Annotated in this window: 18 protein-coding genes and 1 tRNA gene; 14 read left to right on the forward strand and 5 right to left on the reverse strand. The window is 59.1% G+C overall.

Going from position 1 to position 19,230, the window contains the following annotated elements:
• Positions 1 to 3 precede the first annotated feature (3 nt).
• Together trpD and C934_RS0101800 are read right to left on the reverse strand one after the other, a co-directional pair.
• Positions 4 to 1,020: an anthranilate phosphoribosyltransferase gene (gene trpD, locus C934_RS0101795; RefSeq protein WP_018855001.1), complete on the reverse strand. Its 1,017-nt coding sequence runs from the start codon at positions 1,018 to 1,020 to the stop codon at positions 4 to 6.
• 16 nt (positions 1,021 to 1,036) lie between these two features.
• Complete coding sequence (locus C934_RS0101800) at positions 1,037 to 2,929, reverse strand: peptidylprolyl isomerase (protein ID WP_018855002.1); 1,893 nt, start codon at positions 2,927 to 2,929, stop codon at positions 1,037 to 1,039.
• 217 nt (positions 2,930 to 3,146) lie between these two features.
• Between C934_RS0101800 and C934_RS0101805 the strand changes: the two genes are divergently transcribed.
• Positions 3,147 to 3,428: a hypothetical protein gene (locus C934_RS0101805; RefSeq protein ID WP_007793703.1), complete on the forward strand. Its 282-nt coding sequence runs from the start codon at positions 3,147 to 3,149 to the stop codon at positions 3,426 to 3,428.
• Between the two features lie 61 nt (positions 3,429 to 3,489).
• On the opposite strand, the gene C934_RS0101810 is transcribed toward C934_RS0101805, so the two are convergent.
• Entirely contained in the window at positions 3,490 to 3,741 is a 252-nt protein-coding gene (locus tag C934_RS0101810; protein ID WP_018855003.1) for a GlsB/YeaQ/YmgE family stress response membrane protein, read from the reverse strand.
• Between the two features lie 781 nt (positions 3,742 to 4,522).
• On the opposite strand from C934_RS0101810, the gene C934_RS0101815 reads away from it, so the two are divergent.
• The gene (locus C934_RS0101815) at positions 4,523 to 4,729 is read left to right on the forward strand and encodes a hypothetical protein (protein ID WP_018855004.1); all 207 of its coding nucleotides are present in this window, start codon (positions 4,523 to 4,525) and stop codon (positions 4,727 to 4,729) included.
• A gap of 658 nt (positions 4,730 to 5,387) precedes the next feature.
• Here the strand turns inward: C934_RS0101815 and C934_RS0101820 are convergent.
• Positions 5,388 to 5,463: transfer RNA gene (locus tag C934_RS0101820), tRNA-Lys, on the reverse strand.
• Positions 5,464 to 5,906: 443 nt separating this feature from the next.
• Here C934_RS0101820 and C934_RS0101825 point away from each other — a divergent pair.
• The 5 genes from C934_RS0101825 to C934_RS0101850 all read left to right on the forward strand — a co-directional run bounded on the left by C934_RS0101825 (position 5,907) and on the right by C934_RS0101850 (position 10,538).
• The gene (locus C934_RS0101825) at positions 5,907 to 6,098 is read left to right on the forward strand and encodes a hypothetical protein (RefSeq protein ID WP_018855005.1); all 192 of its coding nucleotides are present in this window, start codon (positions 5,907 to 5,909) and stop codon (positions 6,096 to 6,098) included.
• A gap of 355 nt (positions 6,099 to 6,453) precedes the next feature.
• Positions 6,454 to 7,746 (forward strand): efflux RND transporter periplasmic adaptor subunit, encoded by a 1,293-nt coding sequence (locus C934_RS0101835; RefSeq protein ID WP_026371496.1) that lies wholly within the window; start codon positions 6,454 to 6,456, stop codon positions 7,744 to 7,746.
• 12 nt (positions 7,747 to 7,758) lie between these two features.
• Positions 7,759 to 8,475: an ABC transporter ATP-binding protein gene (locus C934_RS0101840; RefSeq protein ID WP_018855008.1), complete on the forward strand. Its 717-nt coding sequence runs from the start codon at positions 7,759 to 7,761 to the stop codon at positions 8,473 to 8,475.
• Complete coding sequence (locus C934_RS0101845; protein WP_018855009.1) at positions 8,465 to 9,673, forward strand: ABC transporter permease; 1,209 nt, start codon at positions 8,465 to 8,467, stop codon at positions 9,671 to 9,673. The genes C934_RS0101840 and C934_RS0101845 overlap by 11 nt, the downstream gene beginning before the upstream one ends.
• A gap of 247 nt (positions 9,674 to 9,920) precedes the next feature.
• Positions 9,921 to 10,538 (forward strand): GntR family transcriptional regulator, encoded by a 618-nt coding sequence (locus tag C934_RS0101850; RefSeq protein ID WP_018855010.1) that lies wholly within the window; start codon positions 9,921 to 9,923, stop codon positions 10,536 to 10,538.
• Positions 10,539 to 10,583: 45 nt separating this feature from the next.
• On the opposite strand, the gene C934_RS0101855 is transcribed toward C934_RS0101850, so the two are convergent.
• Positions 10,584 to 11,396 carry a ferredoxin--NADP reductase gene (locus C934_RS0101855; RefSeq protein WP_026371497.1) on the reverse strand — a complete coding sequence of 271 codons (813 nt, stop codon included), beginning with the start codon at positions 11,394 to 11,396 and terminating at the stop codon, positions 10,584 to 10,586.
• 247 nt (positions 11,397 to 11,643) lie between these two features.
• Here C934_RS0101855 and pcsA point away from each other — a divergent pair, with 247 nt between their 5' ends.
• The 7 genes from pcsA (at position 11,644) to ytfQ (ending at position 19,206) form a co-directional block, all read left to right on the forward strand.
• Positions 11,644 to 12,372, forward strand: coding sequence for a phosphatidylcholine synthase (gene pcsA / locus C934_RS0101860; RefSeq protein ID WP_018855012.1), 729 nt, complete (start codon positions 11,644 to 11,646; stop codon positions 12,370 to 12,372).
• Between the two features lie 9 nt (positions 12,373 to 12,381).
• A complete protein-coding gene (locus C934_RS0101865; protein WP_018855013.1) occupies positions 12,382 to 13,362 on the forward strand; it encodes a quinone oxidoreductase family protein in 981 nt (326 codons plus the stop codon).
• A gap of 42 nt (positions 13,363 to 13,404) precedes the next feature.
• Positions 13,405 to 14,979: an ABC transporter ATP-binding protein gene (locus tag C934_RS0101870; protein ID WP_026371498.1), complete on the forward strand. Its 1,575-nt coding sequence runs from the start codon at positions 13,405 to 13,407 to the stop codon at positions 14,977 to 14,979.
• Positions 14,969 to 16,054: an ABC transporter permease gene (locus C934_RS0101875; protein WP_018855015.1), complete on the forward strand. Its 1,086-nt coding sequence runs from the start codon at positions 14,969 to 14,971 to the stop codon at positions 16,052 to 16,054. Before C934_RS0101870 ends, C934_RS0101875 begins: the two co-directional genes overlap by 11 nt.
• Entirely contained in the window at positions 16,051 to 16,971 is a 921-nt protein-coding gene (locus C934_RS0101880; RefSeq protein ID WP_018855016.1) for an ABC transporter permease, read from the forward strand. Before C934_RS0101875 ends, C934_RS0101880 begins: the two co-directional genes overlap by 4 nt.
• A 50-nt stretch (positions 16,972 to 17,021) precedes the next feature.
• Positions 17,022 to 18,095, forward strand: coding sequence for a BMP family ABC transporter substrate-binding protein (locus C934_RS0101885; RefSeq protein WP_018855017.1), 1,074 nt, complete (start codon positions 17,022 to 17,024; stop codon positions 18,093 to 18,095).
• A 148-nt stretch (positions 18,096 to 18,243) separates the two neighbouring features.
• Positions 18,244 to 19,206 (forward strand): galactofuranose ABC transporter, galactofuranose-binding protein YtfQ, encoded by a 963-nt coding sequence (gene ytfQ / locus C934_RS0101890; RefSeq protein WP_018855018.1) that lies wholly within the window; start codon positions 18,244 to 18,246, stop codon positions 19,204 to 19,206.
• Positions 19,207 to 19,230: the final 24 nt, after the last annotated feature.

Raw genomic sequence — 19,230 nt, forward strand, 5'->3', positions numbered from 1 at the left:
ATCCTAGTCGATGTCGTTCGACACGGCGACGAGTTTATCGAGGGCTGCCGCCGTCGCACCGCTATCCAGCGATTGCGCAGCAAGCCGCATGCCATCCTTCAGCATCTCAGCCTTGCCGGAGATCACCAGCGAGGCCGCTGCGTTGGCGAGCGCGATATCGCGGTACGCGTTCTTTGCGCCGCTCAGGACGTCGCGCAGCGCCGCCGCATTCACCACGCCGTCGCCACCCTTGATGGCTTCCAGCCGGCAAGGTTCTACGCCGAAATCCGCGGGCGACAGTTCGAAGGTGCGGATCTTGCCGCCCTCGAGTGCCGCGACGCTCGTCTGTCCCGTCGTGGTGATTTCGTCGAGGCCGTTGCCGTGGACAACCCACACGCTTTCCGAGCCGAGATCGCGCATGACCTCGGCAATCGGAACGACCCACTGCGGCGCGTAAACGCCAAGCAACTGGCGGCGGACACCGGCCGGATTGGAGAGAGGGCCAAGCAGATTGAAGATGGTGCGCGTGCCAAGTTCGACACGCGTGGGTCCAACGTGACGCATCGCAGAGTGATGCTGCTGGGCAAACATGAAGCCCACGCCAGCTTCGCGAATGCAGCGCGAGATCACCTCGGGCGTTACATCCAGCTTGACGCCGAGGGCAGCGAGGCTGTCGGCGGCGCCCGATTTCGAGCTCAGTGCCCGATTGCCATGCTTTGCAACAGGGACACCCGCACCGGCCACGATAAGGGCAGCCAGCGTCGAGATATTGTAGGTCCCGCTTGCGTCACCGCCGGTCCCGACGATGTCGATTGCATCCGCCGGGGCATCGACGGTCAGCATCTTGGAGCGCATCGTCGTCACAGCGCCGACAATCTCGTCGACCGTCTCACCGCGGACGCGCAATGCCATCAGGAAGCCCCCGATCTGCGAAGGGGTTGCCTGACCGGACATCAGTATGTCGAAGGCCTCGCGGGCCTCCTCACGTGTCAGAGGCTCGCGGCTTGCAGCCTTCGCCAAAAGCGGCTTCAGATCGGTCATGCGCTTAATGTTCCCCTTAGCGGACTGCCGCCTGTTCGGCGAGAGGTTGATTGACCGATGCGCCGTACTGCGTCTGCAGCAAGTTGACCATCTGATCGAGAATGTCGTCGCCGGCAGCGTTTGCAGTTGACGTGATCTGTTGGTCCTGGTTGTTGAGAACGTCACCCGTCGGTTCCGTGTTGACTTCAGTGACCTTGAGCAGAATCTGCGTCGTCGGGTCGCCACCAACGGCGCTGGCAATGGTGTCGATCGGGCCGGAGAACGCGGCAATGACACCGGCCCTGCCGAGAACGGCGTCGTCGGTGCCGCGGGTGATACCACTCTTGCTTTCGACCGTAATGCCGAGCGGTGCAGCGATATCGGCCAGCGACGTTCCCTTCTGCGCCTGCTGCTTCAGCTCTTCGGCTTTTTTGGCGAGTTCGAGCTTCTGCTGTTCGGCGGTCCAGTCGGCGATTGCCTTATCCTTCACTTCGCTGAGCGGCCGATCACGCTCCGGCGTGATGTCGCGGACGTCGAACCAAAGATAGCCGTCGGTGCCGATCGAGAGGGAAGGAGCGTCTGCCCCAGCCTCAGTCTTGAAGGCAGCCCCAAGAACCTGCTGCTTGGCCGGAATATCCTTGACCTCGTTGCCGTCCCTATCGATACCGGTCGCATCGACGGCGTCGATCACGATCGCCTTGAGCTTGAGCTGCTCTGCAATCTGTTCCAGCGTCGAGCCCGACCCGCGCAGATCCTCGATCTGATCGTGAACGTTGATGAGTTCCTGCGAGGCGTTGGAAACGGCCAATTGCTTGCGGATCTCTTCCTTGACCTCGTCAAGGGTCTTGACGCTCTCGGGCTTGATGTTGCTGACACGGACGATGACTGGGCCGAAGGTGCCATCGACAACGGGCGTCGTTCCGCCATCCTTCGAGACGGCGAAGGCCGCATCCGCGATCGCCTGATCCGGCACCTTGTCCTTGGAGAACTCGCCCAGGAACACGTCCGCTGCCGTCTTGCCCTGATCGGTCACCAGTTGATCGAACGTCGTGCCGGTCTTCAGCGCGGCCAGCGCGGCATTGGCAAGATCCTTGTTCTGGAAGGTCAACTGCTCGATCGTACGGGCCTCTGGCGTGCGGAAGCTCTCCTTTCGCTTTTCGAAATCCTCGCGGATCTGGTCGTCCGTAACGGAGGCGGCATCGGCGATGTCTTCCGGTTGCAGCTTCAGGAACGCGATCTTGCGGTATTCCGGCGCGCGGAAGCGCGTCTTGGCGCCTTCGAACCACTTGGCGAGGACATCCTCGGCAGGCGCCTTGATCGGCTCGATATTGGCGTTGGTCAGCAGCAGGTAATCGATACCGCGACTTTCCTGGCGGTAAAGCTTGAGCGCATCGACGAGCGTTTTCGGCGCCGTGAAGCCGTTCGATACTGCATCGACGATCTGGCTCCGAACGGCGACCTTGCTGCGCTCCTTGATGTAATCATCTTCGCGGATGCCGGCATTGCGCAGGCGCGACGTAAAGAGGGTACGGTCGAACTGGCCATTCACCGCCTTGAAGGCTGGATCGTCGCCGATCAGCTGCGCAAGCCGATCCTGCGACAGGCCAAGGTTCATGTCTTCCGCCAACTGATCGAGCGATGCGCCGGCGACCAACTGTGCCAGAACCTGCTGCTCCACACCGAAGGCCCGGGCCTGCTCGGGTGTCAGGCGCATGCCGAACTGCTGGCTGAGATTTGCGACCTGCCGCTGGTAGGCCAGGCGAAACTCGTTGACGTCGACGTGCTGGTCTCCGACGCTGACAACCGTCGTGCTCGTGCCGCCCGATATCAGTGAGCGCGACACGCCCCAAATACCAAAAGAGGCGACAAGTAGCAGCATGAGGAGCTTGGCAACCCAGGTGTGAGCAGCTCTTCGCAGAAGATCGAACATCGAAACGCAAACCTCGCATTATATTCGCCCGTTCGCGGGCAAAGCTTTTGACGTTCCTTAGAACAAAGCCAGCAGGAAATGAAGGGTTATCGCACGAAAACATCTGCGCTATATGTGCAGTCATACTGGAGCGCCTGGCGCCGCAAAAGAGACCGGACATCGGAACCTTTCCCAGCACTAATTCGTTGAAGAGCATCCGGAAAAAGAGGAGCAGACCATGGCCGATATGAAAACCGCCTCCGCCCAGTCCGCAACCGCGCGTGTGAAGGCGGAGATCGCGGCAGACGATCTTTCCGCACAGGTCGCCGCATTGCGCGAAGACCTTGCACGCCTGTCCGAAAGCGTTGTGGCGCTTGGACACGGCGCCAAGACCGCCGTCGCCGACGAGGCATCGGTCATGACGGAGCGGCTGCGCGACAAGGTAAGGGAGGAACCTATCTTCGCGCTCGCCGTGACAGCCGGCGTCGCTTACCTTTTTGGATTGATGAGCCGTCGATAGAGCGAACGGCGTTTGACCAGGCAAGGGCCGGGCGTGTTGGCGCCCGGCTTTTGGTTTCTAACTAGCGACGAATGACTCGCCCAACGGCAATGAGCAGGCACGCGCCGACGAAGCCAGCAATCAAATACCCGAGCAAGCCGGCAAGCGCGATGCCCAGCCCAGAGAGGATGGCGTTCGCAACGATCGCGCCCACAATGCCAAGAATGATGTTCATCAACAGGCCCATGTTGCTGTTCATGAACTTTTCCGCCAGCCACCCGGCAATGCCGCCGATAATGATAGCTGCTACCCAACCTACGCCTGCGTCTTCCATATGATTTTTCCTTCCAGAGAAACTACGAAGTCAACGCTCGAGGCGGAAATTGAGGCCTCTGTAACGGCCGGGGCAGTGCATGGCAGAAGAGGTATGCTTTTGGCAGCGTAAGGCAGGTCAAACGCAAAGGCTGCGCAAATGTCCAATGCCGGCAGTCAGACTCAATTCCCCCGAGAGAAAAGATAGGCGATCCGTTTGGTTGCGCAACGCAAATGTGTTCGCCCTAAAACGAGGACAACGGCGGCAAAGTCCGTGCGATCGACCTCACATCCCTTCAAACACACTTTCCGAACAATCTTCGACGGCCCCCCTTAACGCAGCCACAACCACTGGACGTCCTTTTGCAAAACACTCGACGTGGTGTCGAGTACGCCTTGATAGATGCTGAATGGTTCCGCCAGGCAGGCACAAATTCATCAGCTGGCAAGTCGCGAACAAAACACCATATCACGGGGTCATCACGTTTTGACGACAACGTCGGAAATGCATACCAATCGTCGTACTTTCCGGTATATCAGTCGCGTAGGAATAATACCAATATGCGATCAGTTTTGTTCCGGAAGACGAGTCCGGAGCTCTCTCGTCGGATGGCGCCCGCAAAATCCATCACACTTCCGTGATGGTTTCAGATGGCTGATTATACCGTGAATCGCTTTGCCGACCCCCCTTGTGTCATCGAAAAAGCTCATTCTCAACGAAATCGCGCGTTTCCTTAAGCATTTGCTTGCTCAACCTGCAATCTATGTCATGGTAGCTTCCTCACATGAGAGGGGTTCTAGCTATGATTAATCTTCAATCGGTTCGTAATGACACTACTCATGATCAACGCCTGCTCGATTGCCGCGCCGATGTTGAACCCGCGCTCCATCAGATCATCCGCGATGCGCAACTAAAGGGGTGGGCGCCGGCGGAAGTGGCGATGGCAATAGCGGATGCAGCGGATGACTACATTCTGTTGTTGGCCAGCAGGAAGGCGACTTCGCATTGATAGGCGTCACATTGCTAATGGGGCGAGGACGAGGACACCGGATCTGCGGGCAAGGCAGCAGCATTTGCCCGCAGGAAAGATCTCCGCACATCCAGGCATCGCGGCACCGGGGTAGTGAATAGCGTTTCCAGCACGCCAGTAGAGTGATGACATCACGGAGTGGAGTTCAACCCACTACCTACAGGACGAAAATCTGCGACCTGTCGGATAAAATCAGGTGAGTTTCGCTTCATCGTGCCTCACGCCGCATAGCGATGCCCCAGAGGATCTGGAACTCGCCGGCGGTAGCGGATTCGTGAACTGTGCCGTGGCAAAGGGCGCCGTAATTCTCGCCCGGGCTTGCGATGACACGCTAGATTGCGCGCGCGGCGGTGAGCAATGGCCCTCCCGGAGGAGCGCGGACGCACATATTTCTCACATTTCTGGCGGCCGTGGCGCTGATCGGCCTTTCCACAATCACCTCAGCCTGCACCACAAACCCTGATCAGACCTCATCAATCGGGTCGTCATCGGCCTATCTACGCGATCGCTCTGTAAATCCAGCCTGTGCAGATGGGTTCAGACCTAGTAACGGCCGCCCGTGCAGCTATTAGACACGAACGTGGTGCGAGGACGCAAGGCAGTCGCCGTCCCAAACTATACTAAGTCTTTGATTTCATGGTGAGAGCGTCGGGGTTCGAACCCGAGACCTACTGATTAAAAGTCAGTTGCTCTACCGGCTGAGCTACGCTCTCCCTGAAGCCGAGCGGTGCGTCCGGCTGGAAGTGCGCGGAACATATGCAGGTGCCCCATTGCGGTCAACCAAAAAATCACCGTTCCCTGTGCATTAGGCACATTTCTTGCGACTGGGCCTGAAAAGGCGGCCCCCTGGAAACGGCCAAAAAGAAAAGCGCCCGAAGGCGCTTTGTAAAAGTTGGGGGAAACGAGGTCATGAACCGGGCGGAGGAAAGTTCGAATATAGTGTTGACGACCCGGAGAAAGCGGAAAAATCCGGGTATACTTTCGCGCCGCCGAGTCCGCTTGGCTCGGCTCACAATCTCAGCATATAAATGCGCGACGGATCAGAAGGTTCCACCGAAAAAGATTTAATCGAATCAATCCTTTCCGAGGCTGGTCGATACCTTCACAAAGTCACATGACGCTCTAGCTAGCTCCTTGTACAGACAAGGAGACTGCGATGACCAGCGTGACCACACCCACAACGACCACCCGAAAAGTGTTGCGCGGGCGACCTTACAGCCTCGGTGAGTTTGCCAGGAAGTATAGACTAGAGGAAACCGAGGCAAAGCGGCTCTATGAGAAGTTCGGGCCATCGGCCACGGAACTCGATCTGCTCATGGCCGCCAAGCGGCGTCTACCGGTTCATTGATGGTTCTATCAAACGCATAAGGACTGCAGCAAATCGAGTGGATTCGCTTTTGTCGCCGTTGCGGTGTGGCCATCGCTCGGTCAGTCCGGCGAGGGGCTGCAGCTCTCCACGACGGTTCTGCAGTTTCAGCGGCTGCAGATCGAAGAGGTCGAAGGCCAGCTTAAGAGCGACGGCCAATACAAAGCGAATCCTCTCGGTCCCATTTCAGCCTACGGAAACTGAACTTTCATTACCAAGATTTCATTTCATTCGACCGTCATTTCGTGCCAATCCGGGCCGATGCTAATCTGCCGTTCAGCTTCGACATGATCATCTTGCTGGCGGCTGCGTTGGCAGCATGTTGATCGAGGTCGGAATGAACGACGTCAAGACTATGCACGAAACCAAGCCGACCAAGGCGAGCGCCGACCTGGCGACCGTCCTTGCGGCTTCACGCAAACAGTCGAAGGGCCGTTGGCGTGGTCGCCTATTGGTATTGCTTCTGCTGATTCTTGCGGCCGGCGGGGTGGCCTATTTCTATGCGCGGCAAGAAGGCAACCAATACAGCTACGCCACTCAACCTATCAAACGCGGCGACCTGACCGTGCTGGTTACGGCAACCGGATCCGTGCAGCCGACAGAGCAAGTGGATATATCAAGCGAGCTGTCGGGAACGGTTCGCGAGGTGAACGTCGACTATAACAGCGAGGTCAAGGCCGGCGAGGTTCTTGCCGCTCTCGATACGAACAAGCTTGAGGCGGACGTCAAGAGTTCGCGGGCGAAACTCGATTCGGCCAAGGCGAATGTCGTGAAGGCGACCGCCGACCTCGAGTCGGCCCAGAGCTCGTTCCAGCGAGCCCGCAACCTCGTTCAGAGCAACGTTTCTACGCAGCAGAGCCTCGAAGATGCGCGCTACAAGTTCGATTCCGCGGTTGCCGCAAAGGACATCAACGTCGCTGCCGTGCTCTCTGCGGAGGCCGATCTGCGGCTGGCCGAAGTCAACCTCGCCAAGGCGAAGATCGTCTCGCCGATCAACGGCGTGATTCTCACGCGTTCGGTCGATCCCGGCGCAACGGTCGCAGCGTCCTTGTCCGCGCCGGTGCTGTTCGTCATCGCCGGCGATCTGCGGAAGATGGAACTGCAGGTCGATGTCGACGAGGCCAATGTCGGTCAGATTGCCGTCGGCCAGAAGGCGACGTTCACGGTTGATGCCTATCCCAACCGGACCTTTCCGGCCGAGATCAAGCAGATTCGATTTGCATCCGAGACCACGAACAACGTTGTGACCTACAAGGCGATCCTGTCGGTCGACAATGCTGACCTGTTGCTGCGTCCTGGCATGACCGCGACGGCTGATGTCACCGTTGAGGCAGTCGAGAATACCCTGATGATCCCAAATTCGGCCCTTCGCTATGCCCCCCCGGCTGCAGAGTCTCCCCGCGGCCGCGGCATCTTCGGCCTGCTCCGACCACCGCGCATGGGGCCACGGAGCGGCAACCAAGGCGAAGCCCTGACCGGAGCAAAGCGGCGCGTATGGCTGCTGAAAGCAGGCAAGCCGGCACCAGTGATCATCCAGGTGGGGTCTTCCGATGGGCAATTCACTCAGATCGTTTCCGGTGACCTGAAGGAAAGCGATACGGTGATTACCGACGCTACGCAGGCGAAGTAGGCGAGGCTCACGATGCAGAGCCCGGCACTTATCGAATTCAAGCAGGTCTCGAAGATCTATGGTCAGGGAGAGGCGGCCATCCGCGCCCTCGACCGGGTGGATCTGTCGATCCGCGAACACGAATTCGTCGCCATCATGGGACCTTCCGGCTCGGGCAAGTCGACGGCCATGAACATTCTTGGTTGTCTCGATGTGCCCACCGACGGCGACTACATTTTCCAAGGCGTCTCAACACAGGGCTTCGACCGCAGCCAACTGACACTGCTGCGCCGTCATATGCTCGGCTTCGTATTCCAGGGGTTCAACCTGCTGCCGCGCACCTCGGCGTTGGAGAATGTCGAGTTGCCGCTGATCTATCGCGGCATGCATGCAAGCGAGCGCCACCGCAAGGCCAAGGAGGCGCTCGGGCTTGTGGGGCTTTCCGGGCGTGAGCATCACAAGACGCAGGAACTGTCCGGCGGCCAGCAGCAACGTGTCGCGATTGCCCGGGCGATCGTGACCGAGCCCTCGCTGCTTCTTGCGGATGAGCCAACCGGCAATCTGGACACGAAGACCAGCGTAGAGATCATGGACCTGATGACGCGACTGAACCGCGAACAGGGCATCACGATCGTCATGGTCACGCACGAGCCCGATATTGCTGCCTACGCTCAGCGCCTGCTGCGTTTCATAGACGGCAAGCTCGAGACCGAGGTCGAGCATCGCGGGAGGGCGGATCATGTTCTTTGAGACGCTGAAACTTGCGCTGCGTGCGATCAGCCGGAACATGCTTCGTTCCTTCCTCACGGTGCTCGGCGTGGTCATCGGGGTGGCGGCCGTCATCGCGTTGGTGACGATCGGCAACGGTACGACCGCCCAGGTTTCGGCCGAGCTTTCACGGCTCGGCACCAACATGCTGTTTGCGCGCCCGGGTCAGTTCGGTCCTGGTCGCCCAAGCTCGGAAGCACGCCGCTTCACGATCAAGGACGTCGACGCCATTCGCGATCAGGTCAATGGCCTGCGCGCCGCGGCGCCGCTAAATCAGACGACCGCGACCGTCATCTACGGCGGGCAGAGCCACTCGACGACCGTGATGGGGACGAACAACGACTACTTCATCGCGCAGGACTGGGACATGGCGATCGGCCGCACCTTTGACGCGGCGGAAGAACGCGGACGCCCGCGCTGCATCCTCGGAGAAACGGTACGCTCGCAACTCTTCGGCGCCGCCGATCCCACGGGACAGCAGATTCGCGTCGGCAAGGTTTCGTGCAGCATCATCGGCGTCCTTGCCAAGCGCGGCCAGTCCGGCATGGGCAACGATCAGGACGATGTCGTCGTCATGCCCGTCAAGGTCTATCAACGCCGGGTCGGCGGCAAAGCGAACGCCAATGTCCAGATGATCGTGATCTCGGCGCGCGACGGGGTGTCGACATCGAAAGTTCAGACCGAAACCGAAAACCTGCTTCGGGAGCGGCGCAAGATCGTACCGGGACGTGACGATGACTTCAGCGTCAATGACATGACGCAGATTGCTGACGCAATGACCGGTACCACGACACTGTTGACCAGCTTGCTCGGAGCGGTCGCCGCGATCAGCCTGCTTGTCGGCGGGATCGGGATCATGAACATCATGCTGGTGTCAGTGACCGAGCGCACCCGCGAGATCGGCATACGCCTGGCGATCGGCGCACTGGAAAACCAGGTGCTGCTGCAGTTCCTTGTCGAGGCGGTGGCACTCTCCGTGTTTGGTGGGATCGCAGGGATTTTGCTGGGGGTCAGCCTTGGTTATGGAGCAGTGACCGTGCTGAAGGTGCCGTTCGTGGTCAGCCCCACGATGATCGCTGTGGCGTTCGCGTTCTCCGCCGCGATAGGGATGGTCTTCGGTTACTTCCCCGCTCGCAGTGCGGCGCAGCTCAACCCGATCGACGCATTGAGGCACGAGTGAGCGGAGGCGCCTGGTTTCGGCCGGGCCGCTGCTCTGCATGCCTCATAGGGTTAGGCGCGAGGCGCTGGCTAGCGCTCTTGCGTCACCACTCGCTGCAAGGCCATTTGCCATTTCACCGTGATTGAGAAGACGCATCGCCGGAAGATCCAGGCGCTCCCGCGGCTTGCCGTTCGAAAGAACGCTGATATATCATTAACGTTACAGTCGCTTCGCAACACGCATACACTTTCTGGAGCCGAATACGCGGATGCAGAACTCACTCAGCCACCGTGCCTATCTCACCCTGGAACATGCGATCGTGACGCTGACGTTGCAGCCGGGCGCCTTGGTTACCGAGAAGCATCTGATCGACCTTGCCGGTCACGGACGCACGCCGGTGCGCGAAGCGATCCAGAAGCTGGCGTGGCAAGGGCTCATCGTGGTGAAGCCGCGTGTCGGGCTGCAGGTGGCCGAAATCAAGCCGACGGACCATGAGAACGTCATGCAGGTTCGCCGCGAGCTCGAGCCGATCGCTGCCGCCCTGGCAGCCGACTTTGCGACATCAGAGCAGCGCAGGGAACTGGGTGAATGTGCCCAGACGATGGAAATGTCCGCCACGACCGGCGACTTGGCGGCATTCTTCGCCGCGGACAAGACCTTTGACGAAATCCTGGAAGAAGCCTGCCCGAACAGTTTCATAACATCGGCGCTCGGACCGGTTCAGACCCATTCCCGTCGGCTCTGGTCTGCATCCAGCAGTCCCGACAGGATGGATCAATCCATCTCTCTGCACGTCGAGGTCATACGGGCCATTCAGCAGGGCAGATCCCAGGACGCCAACCGGACGATGGGCGCCCTCATCAAGTATCTCAGTGGCCACAATTGAAAACGGCCCCATTTCGGGGCCGTGAACGCTTCTATCTTGGCTGATTTAGCCGACGAATGCCCGCTCGATAACAAACTCCGCCGGCTTGCTGTTTGCGCCCTCGTTGAGGCCAGCCTTTTCCAGCAGTTCCTTGGTATCTTTCAGCATCGCCGAGGACCCGCAGATCATACCGCGATCGATTGATGGATCGAGCGGCGGAACGCCGAGATCGGTGAAAAGCTTGCCCGCCGAGATCAAATCCGTGATGCGGCCGCGATAGGCGAAGTCTTCGCGGGTGACCGTCGCGTAGTGGCGCAGCTTGTCGCCGACTATCTCCTGCAGAAGTTCGTCGTTCTTGATTTCCTCGACGAGATCGAAGCCGTACTTAAGTTCCGCTACGTCGCGGGTCGTGTGCGTGAGGATGACTTCCTCGTACTTCTCGTAGGTTTCTGGATCGCGGATCAGGCTCGCGAAGGGGGCGATACCGGTGCCGGTCGAAAACATATAGAGACGACGGCCGGGCGTCAGCGCGTCAAGCACCAGCGTGCCCGTCGGCTTCTTGCGCATCAGAACCTGGTCGCCTGGCTTGATCGCCTGCAGATGCGAGGTCAGCGGACCATCCGGGACCTTGATCGAGAAAAACTCCAGCTCCTCCGCCCAAGCGGGGCTTGCGATCGAATAGGCGCGGAAAATCGGCTTGCCTTCGACCATCAGCCCGATCATCGCGAATTCGCCGGACCGGAAACGGAAACCCTGCGGGCGCGTCATCGTGAACCGGAACAAGCGGTCCGTATAATGCGTCACGCTAAGCACAGTTTCGGCATAGACTCCGGCCGGAATCGGGGAGGTGAAGTCTTCGGTCTTTGCAGGGGCGTTCATTTCGGTATCGGATCCCGTATTCATCGCACAATGTTATCGATGCCAGCGAGATATTACAAATAGTGTCGGGATTAAAGGTATTCCATTCTTTCTCATGCGACTTGCAAGAAATATGCGTGTCATCGTCAGGATTCCTGCCCCTTGCGTCGCTTCGTCGCTTTTGCGCTGGCGAAGCGAAGCAAAGGATGCATATTAAGCCAAAAACCGCGTCTGCCATGCGCGGACGCCATAGGCTGCTCGGGGAAACATGAAGATTTTCAATTACAAGCGCGTACCTTACGCGGAGATGCGCGCATTTTCCGTCCATATTCTGACGGCATCCGGATCTTTTCTCGCGTTCCTCGGCGTGGTCGCTGCTGCCGAGCACCGGTTCATCGACATGTTCTGGTGGCTCGGCCTTGCGCTTCTAGTTGACGGTATCGACGGACCGATTGCTCGCAAGGTGAGCGTCAAGGAGGTGCTGCCAAATTGGTCGGGCGATACGCTCGACAATATCATTGACTATGTCACCTACGTTCTATTGCCGGCCTTTGCCCTCTACCAGAGTGGCATGATCGGCGAACCATGGTCCTTCGTGGCTGCAGGCATGATCGTCGTATCGAGTGCAATCTACTACGCGGATACCGGAATGAAGACGGACGAGTACTTCTTCTCCGGCTTCCCAGTAGTCTGGAACATGATCGTCTTTACGCTTTTCGTCATCGATGCCAGCGCGATCACAGCACTTGTCGTCGTCATCGTTTCCGTCATCCTGACCTTCCTGCCGATCAATTTTCTCCATCCTGTCCGCGTCCAGCGCCTGCGTCCGCTCAACCTCGGTGTTTTCTTCCTATGGTCGGCGCTCGGAATGTATGCGCTTCTGACGCATTTCGTGATCCCGCAGTGGGCGCTTGTCCTCTTTATCCTTAGCGGTATCTACCTCTACTGCGTCGGCGCCGTGCTGCAGTTCTTCCCGGCGCTTGGACGTAGAGCCTAGGAGAAGACGATGGCAAAGACGCAGGCGGTCTCATTCAGCAGGACCGGTGGACCCGAGGTTCTTGAATATGTCGATATCGACCTGCCGCCGCCCGGCGCAGGCGAAGTGCAGATCAAGCATGCAGCCATCGGCCTTAACTTCATAGACGTCTACTTCCGGACAGGTCTCTACAAGGCGCCGCATATGCCTTTCGTGACGGGTAAGGAGGCGGCTGGCACTGTCATCGCTGTCGGGCCTGATGTAGAGGATTTCAAAATTGGCGATCGGGTCGCCTATGCCGGTGCGGATGGCGCATACAGCGTCGAGCGGAACGTCGAGACCAAGCACCTCGTCAAGGTGCCGGATGGAATTCCCCTGGAAACCGCAGCCTCGATGATGTTGAAGGGAATGACTGCGGAATACCTGCTCAACCGGACATACAAGGTTGGCCCGGATACGACGATCCTGTTTCACGCCGCCGCCGGTGGCGTCGGCCTCATCGCAGGCCAATGGGCCAAGGCGCTCGGGGCAACGGTGATCGGCACCGCGGGGTCAGATAGCAAGGTGCGTTTGGCACTCGAGCATGGCTACGATTACGTTATCAACTATAACACCGAGAATTTTGTAGAGAGCGTGCGCGAGATCACCGGTGGGGCAGGGGTCCACGTCGCCTACGACTCGATTGGCCGCGACACGTTTCCGCAATCGCTCGACTGCCTGCGACGGTTCGGCATGTTCGTCTCGTTCGGCCAATCCTCAGGACCGATCGAGAACTTCACCCTTGCCATGCTCGCGCAGAAGGGATCGCTCTTTGCAACACGGCCCACGCTTTTCGCCTACATCGCAACACGCGAAGAGCTAACCAATTGTGCAAACGCGTTATTTGATGTTGTTTTGAGCAACAAAGTGCGTATCAATATCAACCAAACCTATCCATTGCGTGAAGTCGGACGGGCTCACATGGATCTGGAGTCCAGAAGAACTACCGGAACTACGCTGCTGATCCCATAATGACCCGAATGGGCAGGGTCGGCAGAGAGAAATGAGGGGAACGTGTCGTTATCTGATGTGCCGGGTTCCGGCGCGTTATTGTCTGTCCAGCAACTGACGAAACTCTTCGGCAGCTTTGCTGCCTGCAACCACATCGACCTCGATATCGCCCACGGCGAAATCCATGCTCTCCTTGGTGAAAACGGCGCCGGCAAATCGACGCTCGTCAAGATGCTGTTCGGCGTACTCGAACCGACCGAGGGCCATATCCTGTGGGAGGGCCAGCCCGTTTCGATCGGTTCGCCGGGTGATGCCCGCAAGCTCGGTATCGGCATGGTCTTTCAACACTTCTCGCTCTTCGAGGCGTTGACGGTTGCTGAAAACATCGCGCTTTCCCTTGATGACAGCATTCCGATCGGCAGGATTGCGGAAGAAGCAAGGGCGCTCTCGCGCGCCTATGGATTGCCGCTCGACCCTCATGCCCACGTCGCCGATCTTTCCGTCGGCGAACGCCAGCGCATCGAGATCGTGCGTGCGCTGCTGCAAAACCCCAAACTCATTATCCTCGATGAGCCGACTTCGGTGCTGACGCCGCAGGAGGCCGACAAGCTTTTCGAAACACTCTTCAAGCTGAAGGCGGAGGGCAAATCGGTCCTCTACATCAGTCATCGGCTCGAGGAGGTCCAGCGCATCTGCGACCGGGCGACCGTGTTGCGCAACGGAAGCGTCACCGGCGCCTGTGATCCACGCCAGGAAACGCCTGCCTCGCTTGCCCGCATGATGGTTGGCAGCGACGTCGCAACCGTCACTCATCCCGATCGCGGCAACAAGGGCGACGTGCAGCTTTCCGTCAGCAATCTTTCCGTCTCCGCCCGCACGCCCTTTGCCATGCCCCTCAAGGACGTATCCCTGACGGTTCGGTCGGGTGAGATCCTGGCGATTGCGGGTGTCGCCGGCAACGGCCAGGGCGAACTTTTCGATGCGCTCTCTGGAGAGTATCCCGTGAGCTCGCCGGATGCGATCACCATCCGCAAGAAGGCGGTGGGCACCCAGGGTATCACGGCACGGCGTCTGCTTGGCGCCGGGTTCGTGCCGGAAGAACGCCATGGCCATGCGGCCGTCTCCGCCATGAAGCTTTCCGACAACCTTGTGCTGGCGCGAAGCCAATCCGACCGCAGGGGCTTCCTCGGTGGTTCTTTTCTCAAGGTGATCCGTCGCGGTGCCGTCAAGACCGCGACAAAGCGGATTGCCGACGCGATGGACGTGCGCAAGAGCGGAGAGGACCCTGCGGCAGGATCGCTTTCTGGCGGAAACCTGCAAAAGTTCATCGTTGGGCGTGAACTCGACCGACAACCGGCGGTTCTCGTTGTTAATCAGCCGACGTGGGGCGTCGACGCGGGAGCCGCGAGTCGCATTCGTCAGGCCCTCGTCGATCTGGCGCGCAACGGCTCGGCAGTCGTCGTCATCAGCCAGGATCTTGACGAAATATTTGAAGTCGCAACGGAGATTGCCGTGATTTCTGAGGGGCGACTTTCGCAACCCTTCCCGGCGGGAGAACTGTCTCGAGAGAAGATTGGCCTTCTGATGGGCGGCCTGCACGAAGGCAAGACCGCGTCGGAGACGGCCAATGCGCATTGAGCTCGAGAAGCGGCCGCAAGCGTCGAAGCTCTATGGTTTCGTCTCACCGGTACTGGCATTGGTGCTGACGCTGATTGCCGGCGGGATCATGTTCGCCATTTTGGGCAAGAACCCCGTCGAAGCGCTGGATGCCTTCTTCCTCGAACCCTTGCTGGAAGTCTGGTCGCTGCATGAGCTTGCCGTTAAGGCAGCGCCCCTGATCATGATCGGCGTCGGGTTGGCGGTCTGCTATCGTTCCAATAACTGGAATATCGGCGCCGAGGGTCAATTTACGATCGGCGCGATAACTGGCTCGATCCTGCCGATCGTGTTTACAGAATGGCACTCGCCTCTCGTGCTGCCCTTGATGCTTGTCATGGGTGCGATCGGCGGTGCGTTGTTTGCGGCCATTCCAGCGCTGCTGAAGGCGCATTTCAATACCAACGAAATCCTGACGAGCCTAATGCTTGTCTATATTGCGCAGCTGTTTCTGGATTGGCTGATCCGCGGCGCCTGGCGCAATCCGCAAGGCTTCAACTTTCCCGAAAGCGTGCCGTTTCCACCCGAAGCCACACTGCCGGCGATCTGGGAAGAGTCGGGCCGCGCCCATTGGGCATTCGTGTTCGCGATTGTCGCAGCGCTTCTCGTCTGGTTCATGCTGAAATACACGCTGAGAGGATTCGAGATCGTGGTGCTCGGCCAGTCCGAGCGGGCAGGGCGCTTCGCCGGCTTTTCGTCCAAGAAGATGATCTGGTTCAGCTTTCTGTTCTCGGGGGCACTTGCAGGACTTGCCGGCATCTCCGAAGTATCGGGATCGATCGGACACCTGCAGCCTGCGATTTCTCCAGGCTACGGCTTCACGGCGATCATTGTTGCGTTTCTCGGACGCCTGAACCCACTCGGCATCATCGCATCCGGCCTTGTGCTCGCGCTGACTTACCTCGGCGGCGAGGCGGCGCAGCTTTCGCTCGGCGTATCCGACAAGGTCACCCGCGTCTTCCAGGGCTTGCTGCTCTTCTTCGTGCTCTCCTGCGACACGCTCATCTACTACAAGATCCGTATCGTCTGGTTGCGGGTCCGGGGAGGCGTCGCGTGAGCATCTTCGAAGCTATTCTGCTGACCGTCATCACAGCGTCCACACCTCTCGTTATTGCAGCCTTGGGCGAACTCGTCGCCGAACGATCCGGTGTTCTAAATCTCGGCGTCGAGGGCATGATGATCATGGGGGCCGTCGCGGCCTTCGCCAGCGCTCAGATTTCGGGGTCTCCCTATATCGGGCTGCTGGGCGGCATTGTCGCCGGCGCACTGTTTTCACTGCTGTTCGGTTTCCTTACCCTCACGCTGGTCGCAAACCAGGTGGCGACTGGCCTGGCGTTGACGATCCTCGGCCTTGGGGTGTCGGGAATGCTGGGTGAGGGCTATGTTGGCGTACCGGGCGTTCGCCTCGCGCCGATCGTCATTCCCTACCTCTCCGACATTCCGCTCATCGGATCCGTCCTGTTCAGGCAGGATCTGACATTCTACCTGTCGCTGGCTTTGCTCTTCGGCGTGAGCTGGTTCCTGTTCCGCAGCCGCACCGGCCTGAAGCTGCGCGCGATCGGCGACAGTCACGGTTCAGCGCACGCTCTCGGCATCAGGGTCATCCGCACGCGCTACCTCGCCGTGATGTTCGGTGGTGCCTGCGCGGGGCTCGCCGGAGCGCAGCTTTCCCTCGTTTATACGCCGCAATGGGTGGAGAACATGTCTTCCGGCCGTGGCTGGATCACACTCGCCCTCGTCGTCTTCGCATCCTGGCGTCCATGGCGGGTTTTTGCGGGTGGCTACCTCTTCGGCGCGGTCACGATCTTGCAGCTTCATGCACAGGCTTTTGGCGTTGGAATTCCGGCCCAATTTCTGTCGATGCTCCCTTATGCTGCCACTATTGTGGTCCTTGTCATCATTTCTCATAATCGCCGTACGACGTTGATCAACACGCCTGCGTCGCTGGGAAAACCGTTCGTGCCGGAGCGCTAAACAGAAGAATGAGACGCGCTTCCGGAAATTACAAACTAACAGGGGTTATCATGAAAAAACTCGCATTTGCATTTGCCGCATCAGCTGCCGCGGTCCTGAGCGTCGGTTCGTCCGCGCAGGCCGCTGACAAGACCAAGGTCTGCTTCGTCTACGTTGGGTCACACACGGACGGTGGTTATTCCCAGGCTCACGATCTCGGTCGCCAGCAGATCCAGAAGGAATTCGGCGATAAGATCGACACGCCCTACCTCGAAAACGTACCGGAAGGCCCCGACGCCGAGCGTGCGATCGAGCGTCTGGCGCGTTCGGGCTGCAAGCTGATCTTCACGACGTCCTTCGGCTTCATGGATGCCACCGTGAAGGTCGCCGCCAAGTTCCCGAACGTGAAGTTCGAACACGGCACCGGCTACAAGTCCGGCCCGAACCTCGCGACCTATAACTCGCGCTTCTACGAAGGGCGCTACATCCTCGGCCAGATCGCAGCCAAGACGTCGAAGAACCACGGTGCTGCTTACATCGCCTCATTCCCCATCCCGGAAGTGGTCATGGGCATCAACGCCTTCGAACAGGGTGCCCGCTCCATCGATCCGGACTTCAAGCTGAAGGTCATCTGGGTGAACACCTGGTTCGACCCGGGCAAGGAAGCCGATGCAGCAAAGGCCATGGTCGACCAGGGCGTCGACGTGCTGACGCAGCACACGGATACCACCGCTCCGATGCAGGTTGCCGAGGAACGCGGCATTCATGCGTTCGGCCAAGCCTCCGACATGATCGCAGCCGGCCCGAAGGCTCAGCTGACCGCGATCGTCGACACCTGGGGTAACTACTACTCCAAGCGCGTTCACGCGCTGCTCGACGGCACCTGGAAGTCCGAGCAGAGCTGGGACGGCCTGAAAGACGGCATCCTCAAGATGGCCGACTACACCAACATGCCTGACGACGTGAAGAAGATGGCTCAGGATACCGAAGCCAAGATCAAGTCGGGCGAGCTTCACCCCTTCACCGGCCCGATCAACAAGCAGGACGGCACCCCGTGGCTGAAGGCTGGCGAAAAGGCTGACGACGGCACGCTGCTCGGCATGAACTTCTACGTCGAAGGCGTCGACGACAAGCTGCCGAAGTGATTTCGTCAGGCAATTAGCACGTGCGAAAAGGCGCTCGTTTTGAGCGCCTTTTTTTATTTGCACCGCATACCAGAAAGTGCATTTACAAAAGTAATACTATATGATTTTTTCTCGGTGTGCCGCGTGGAGGCGGCTTTGGGAGGATATAATGAAATTGAAGACTGCACTCTTGAGTGCTACGATTCTGGCTGCCTGCATGTTCGGTTCTGCATCGGCTGCGGAACTGGTCGTCGGCTTTTCGCAGATCGGTTCTGAATCGGGTTGGCGCGCTGCTGAAACCACCGTCACGAAGGAAGAAGCCAAGAAGCGTGGCGTTGACCTGAAATTTGCTGACGCTCAGCAGAAGCAGGAAAACCAGATCAAGGCGATCCGCTCCTTCATCGCCCAGGGCGTCAACGCTATCTTCCTGGCGCCCGTCGTCGAGACCGGCTGGGACGCTGTTCTGAAGGAAGCAAAGGAAGCTGAAATCCCCGTAATACTGCTCGACCGGACGATCAAGGCGCCTGAAGACCTCTACCTGACCGCTGTCACTTCGGATCAGGTTCATGAGGGCAAGGTTGCCGGCGACTGGCTGGTAAAGACCGTCGGCGACAAGGCTTGCAAGATCGTCGAACTCCAGGGAACGACCGGCTCTTCCCCCGCCATCGCTCGTAAGAAGGGCTTCGAAGAAGCCATCGCCGGCAAGGCAAACTTCAAGATCGCTCGCAGCCAGACCGGTGACTTCACCCGCACCAAGGGCAAGGAAGTCATGGAAAGCTTCCTGAAGGCCGAAAACGGCGGCAAGGATATCTGCGCCCTCTACGCTCACAACGACGACATGGCCGTGGGCGGCATCCAGGCGATCAAGGAAGCCGGTCTGAAGCCGGGCAAGGACATTCTGGTCGTCTCGATCGACGCCGTGCCAGATATCTTCAAGGCCATGGCAGCCGGCGAAGCAAATGCGACCGTGGAACTCACGCCGAACATGGCTGGTCCCGCATTCGACGTCCTCGACGCATACCTGAAGGACAAGAAGGCTCCGGCGAAGTGGATCCAGACGGAATCCAAGCTCTACACGCCGGCTGACGACCCGACGAAGGTCTACGAGTCGAAGAAGAACCTCGGCTACTGATTTTTGACGCTCGAACCGCACCGG

The sequence above is a fragment of the Rhizobium sp. 42MFCr.1 genome (assembly GCF_000377185.1).
Classification (GTDB): Bacteria; Pseudomonadota; Alphaproteobacteria; order Rhizobiales; family Rhizobiaceae; genus Rhizobium; species Rhizobium altiplani.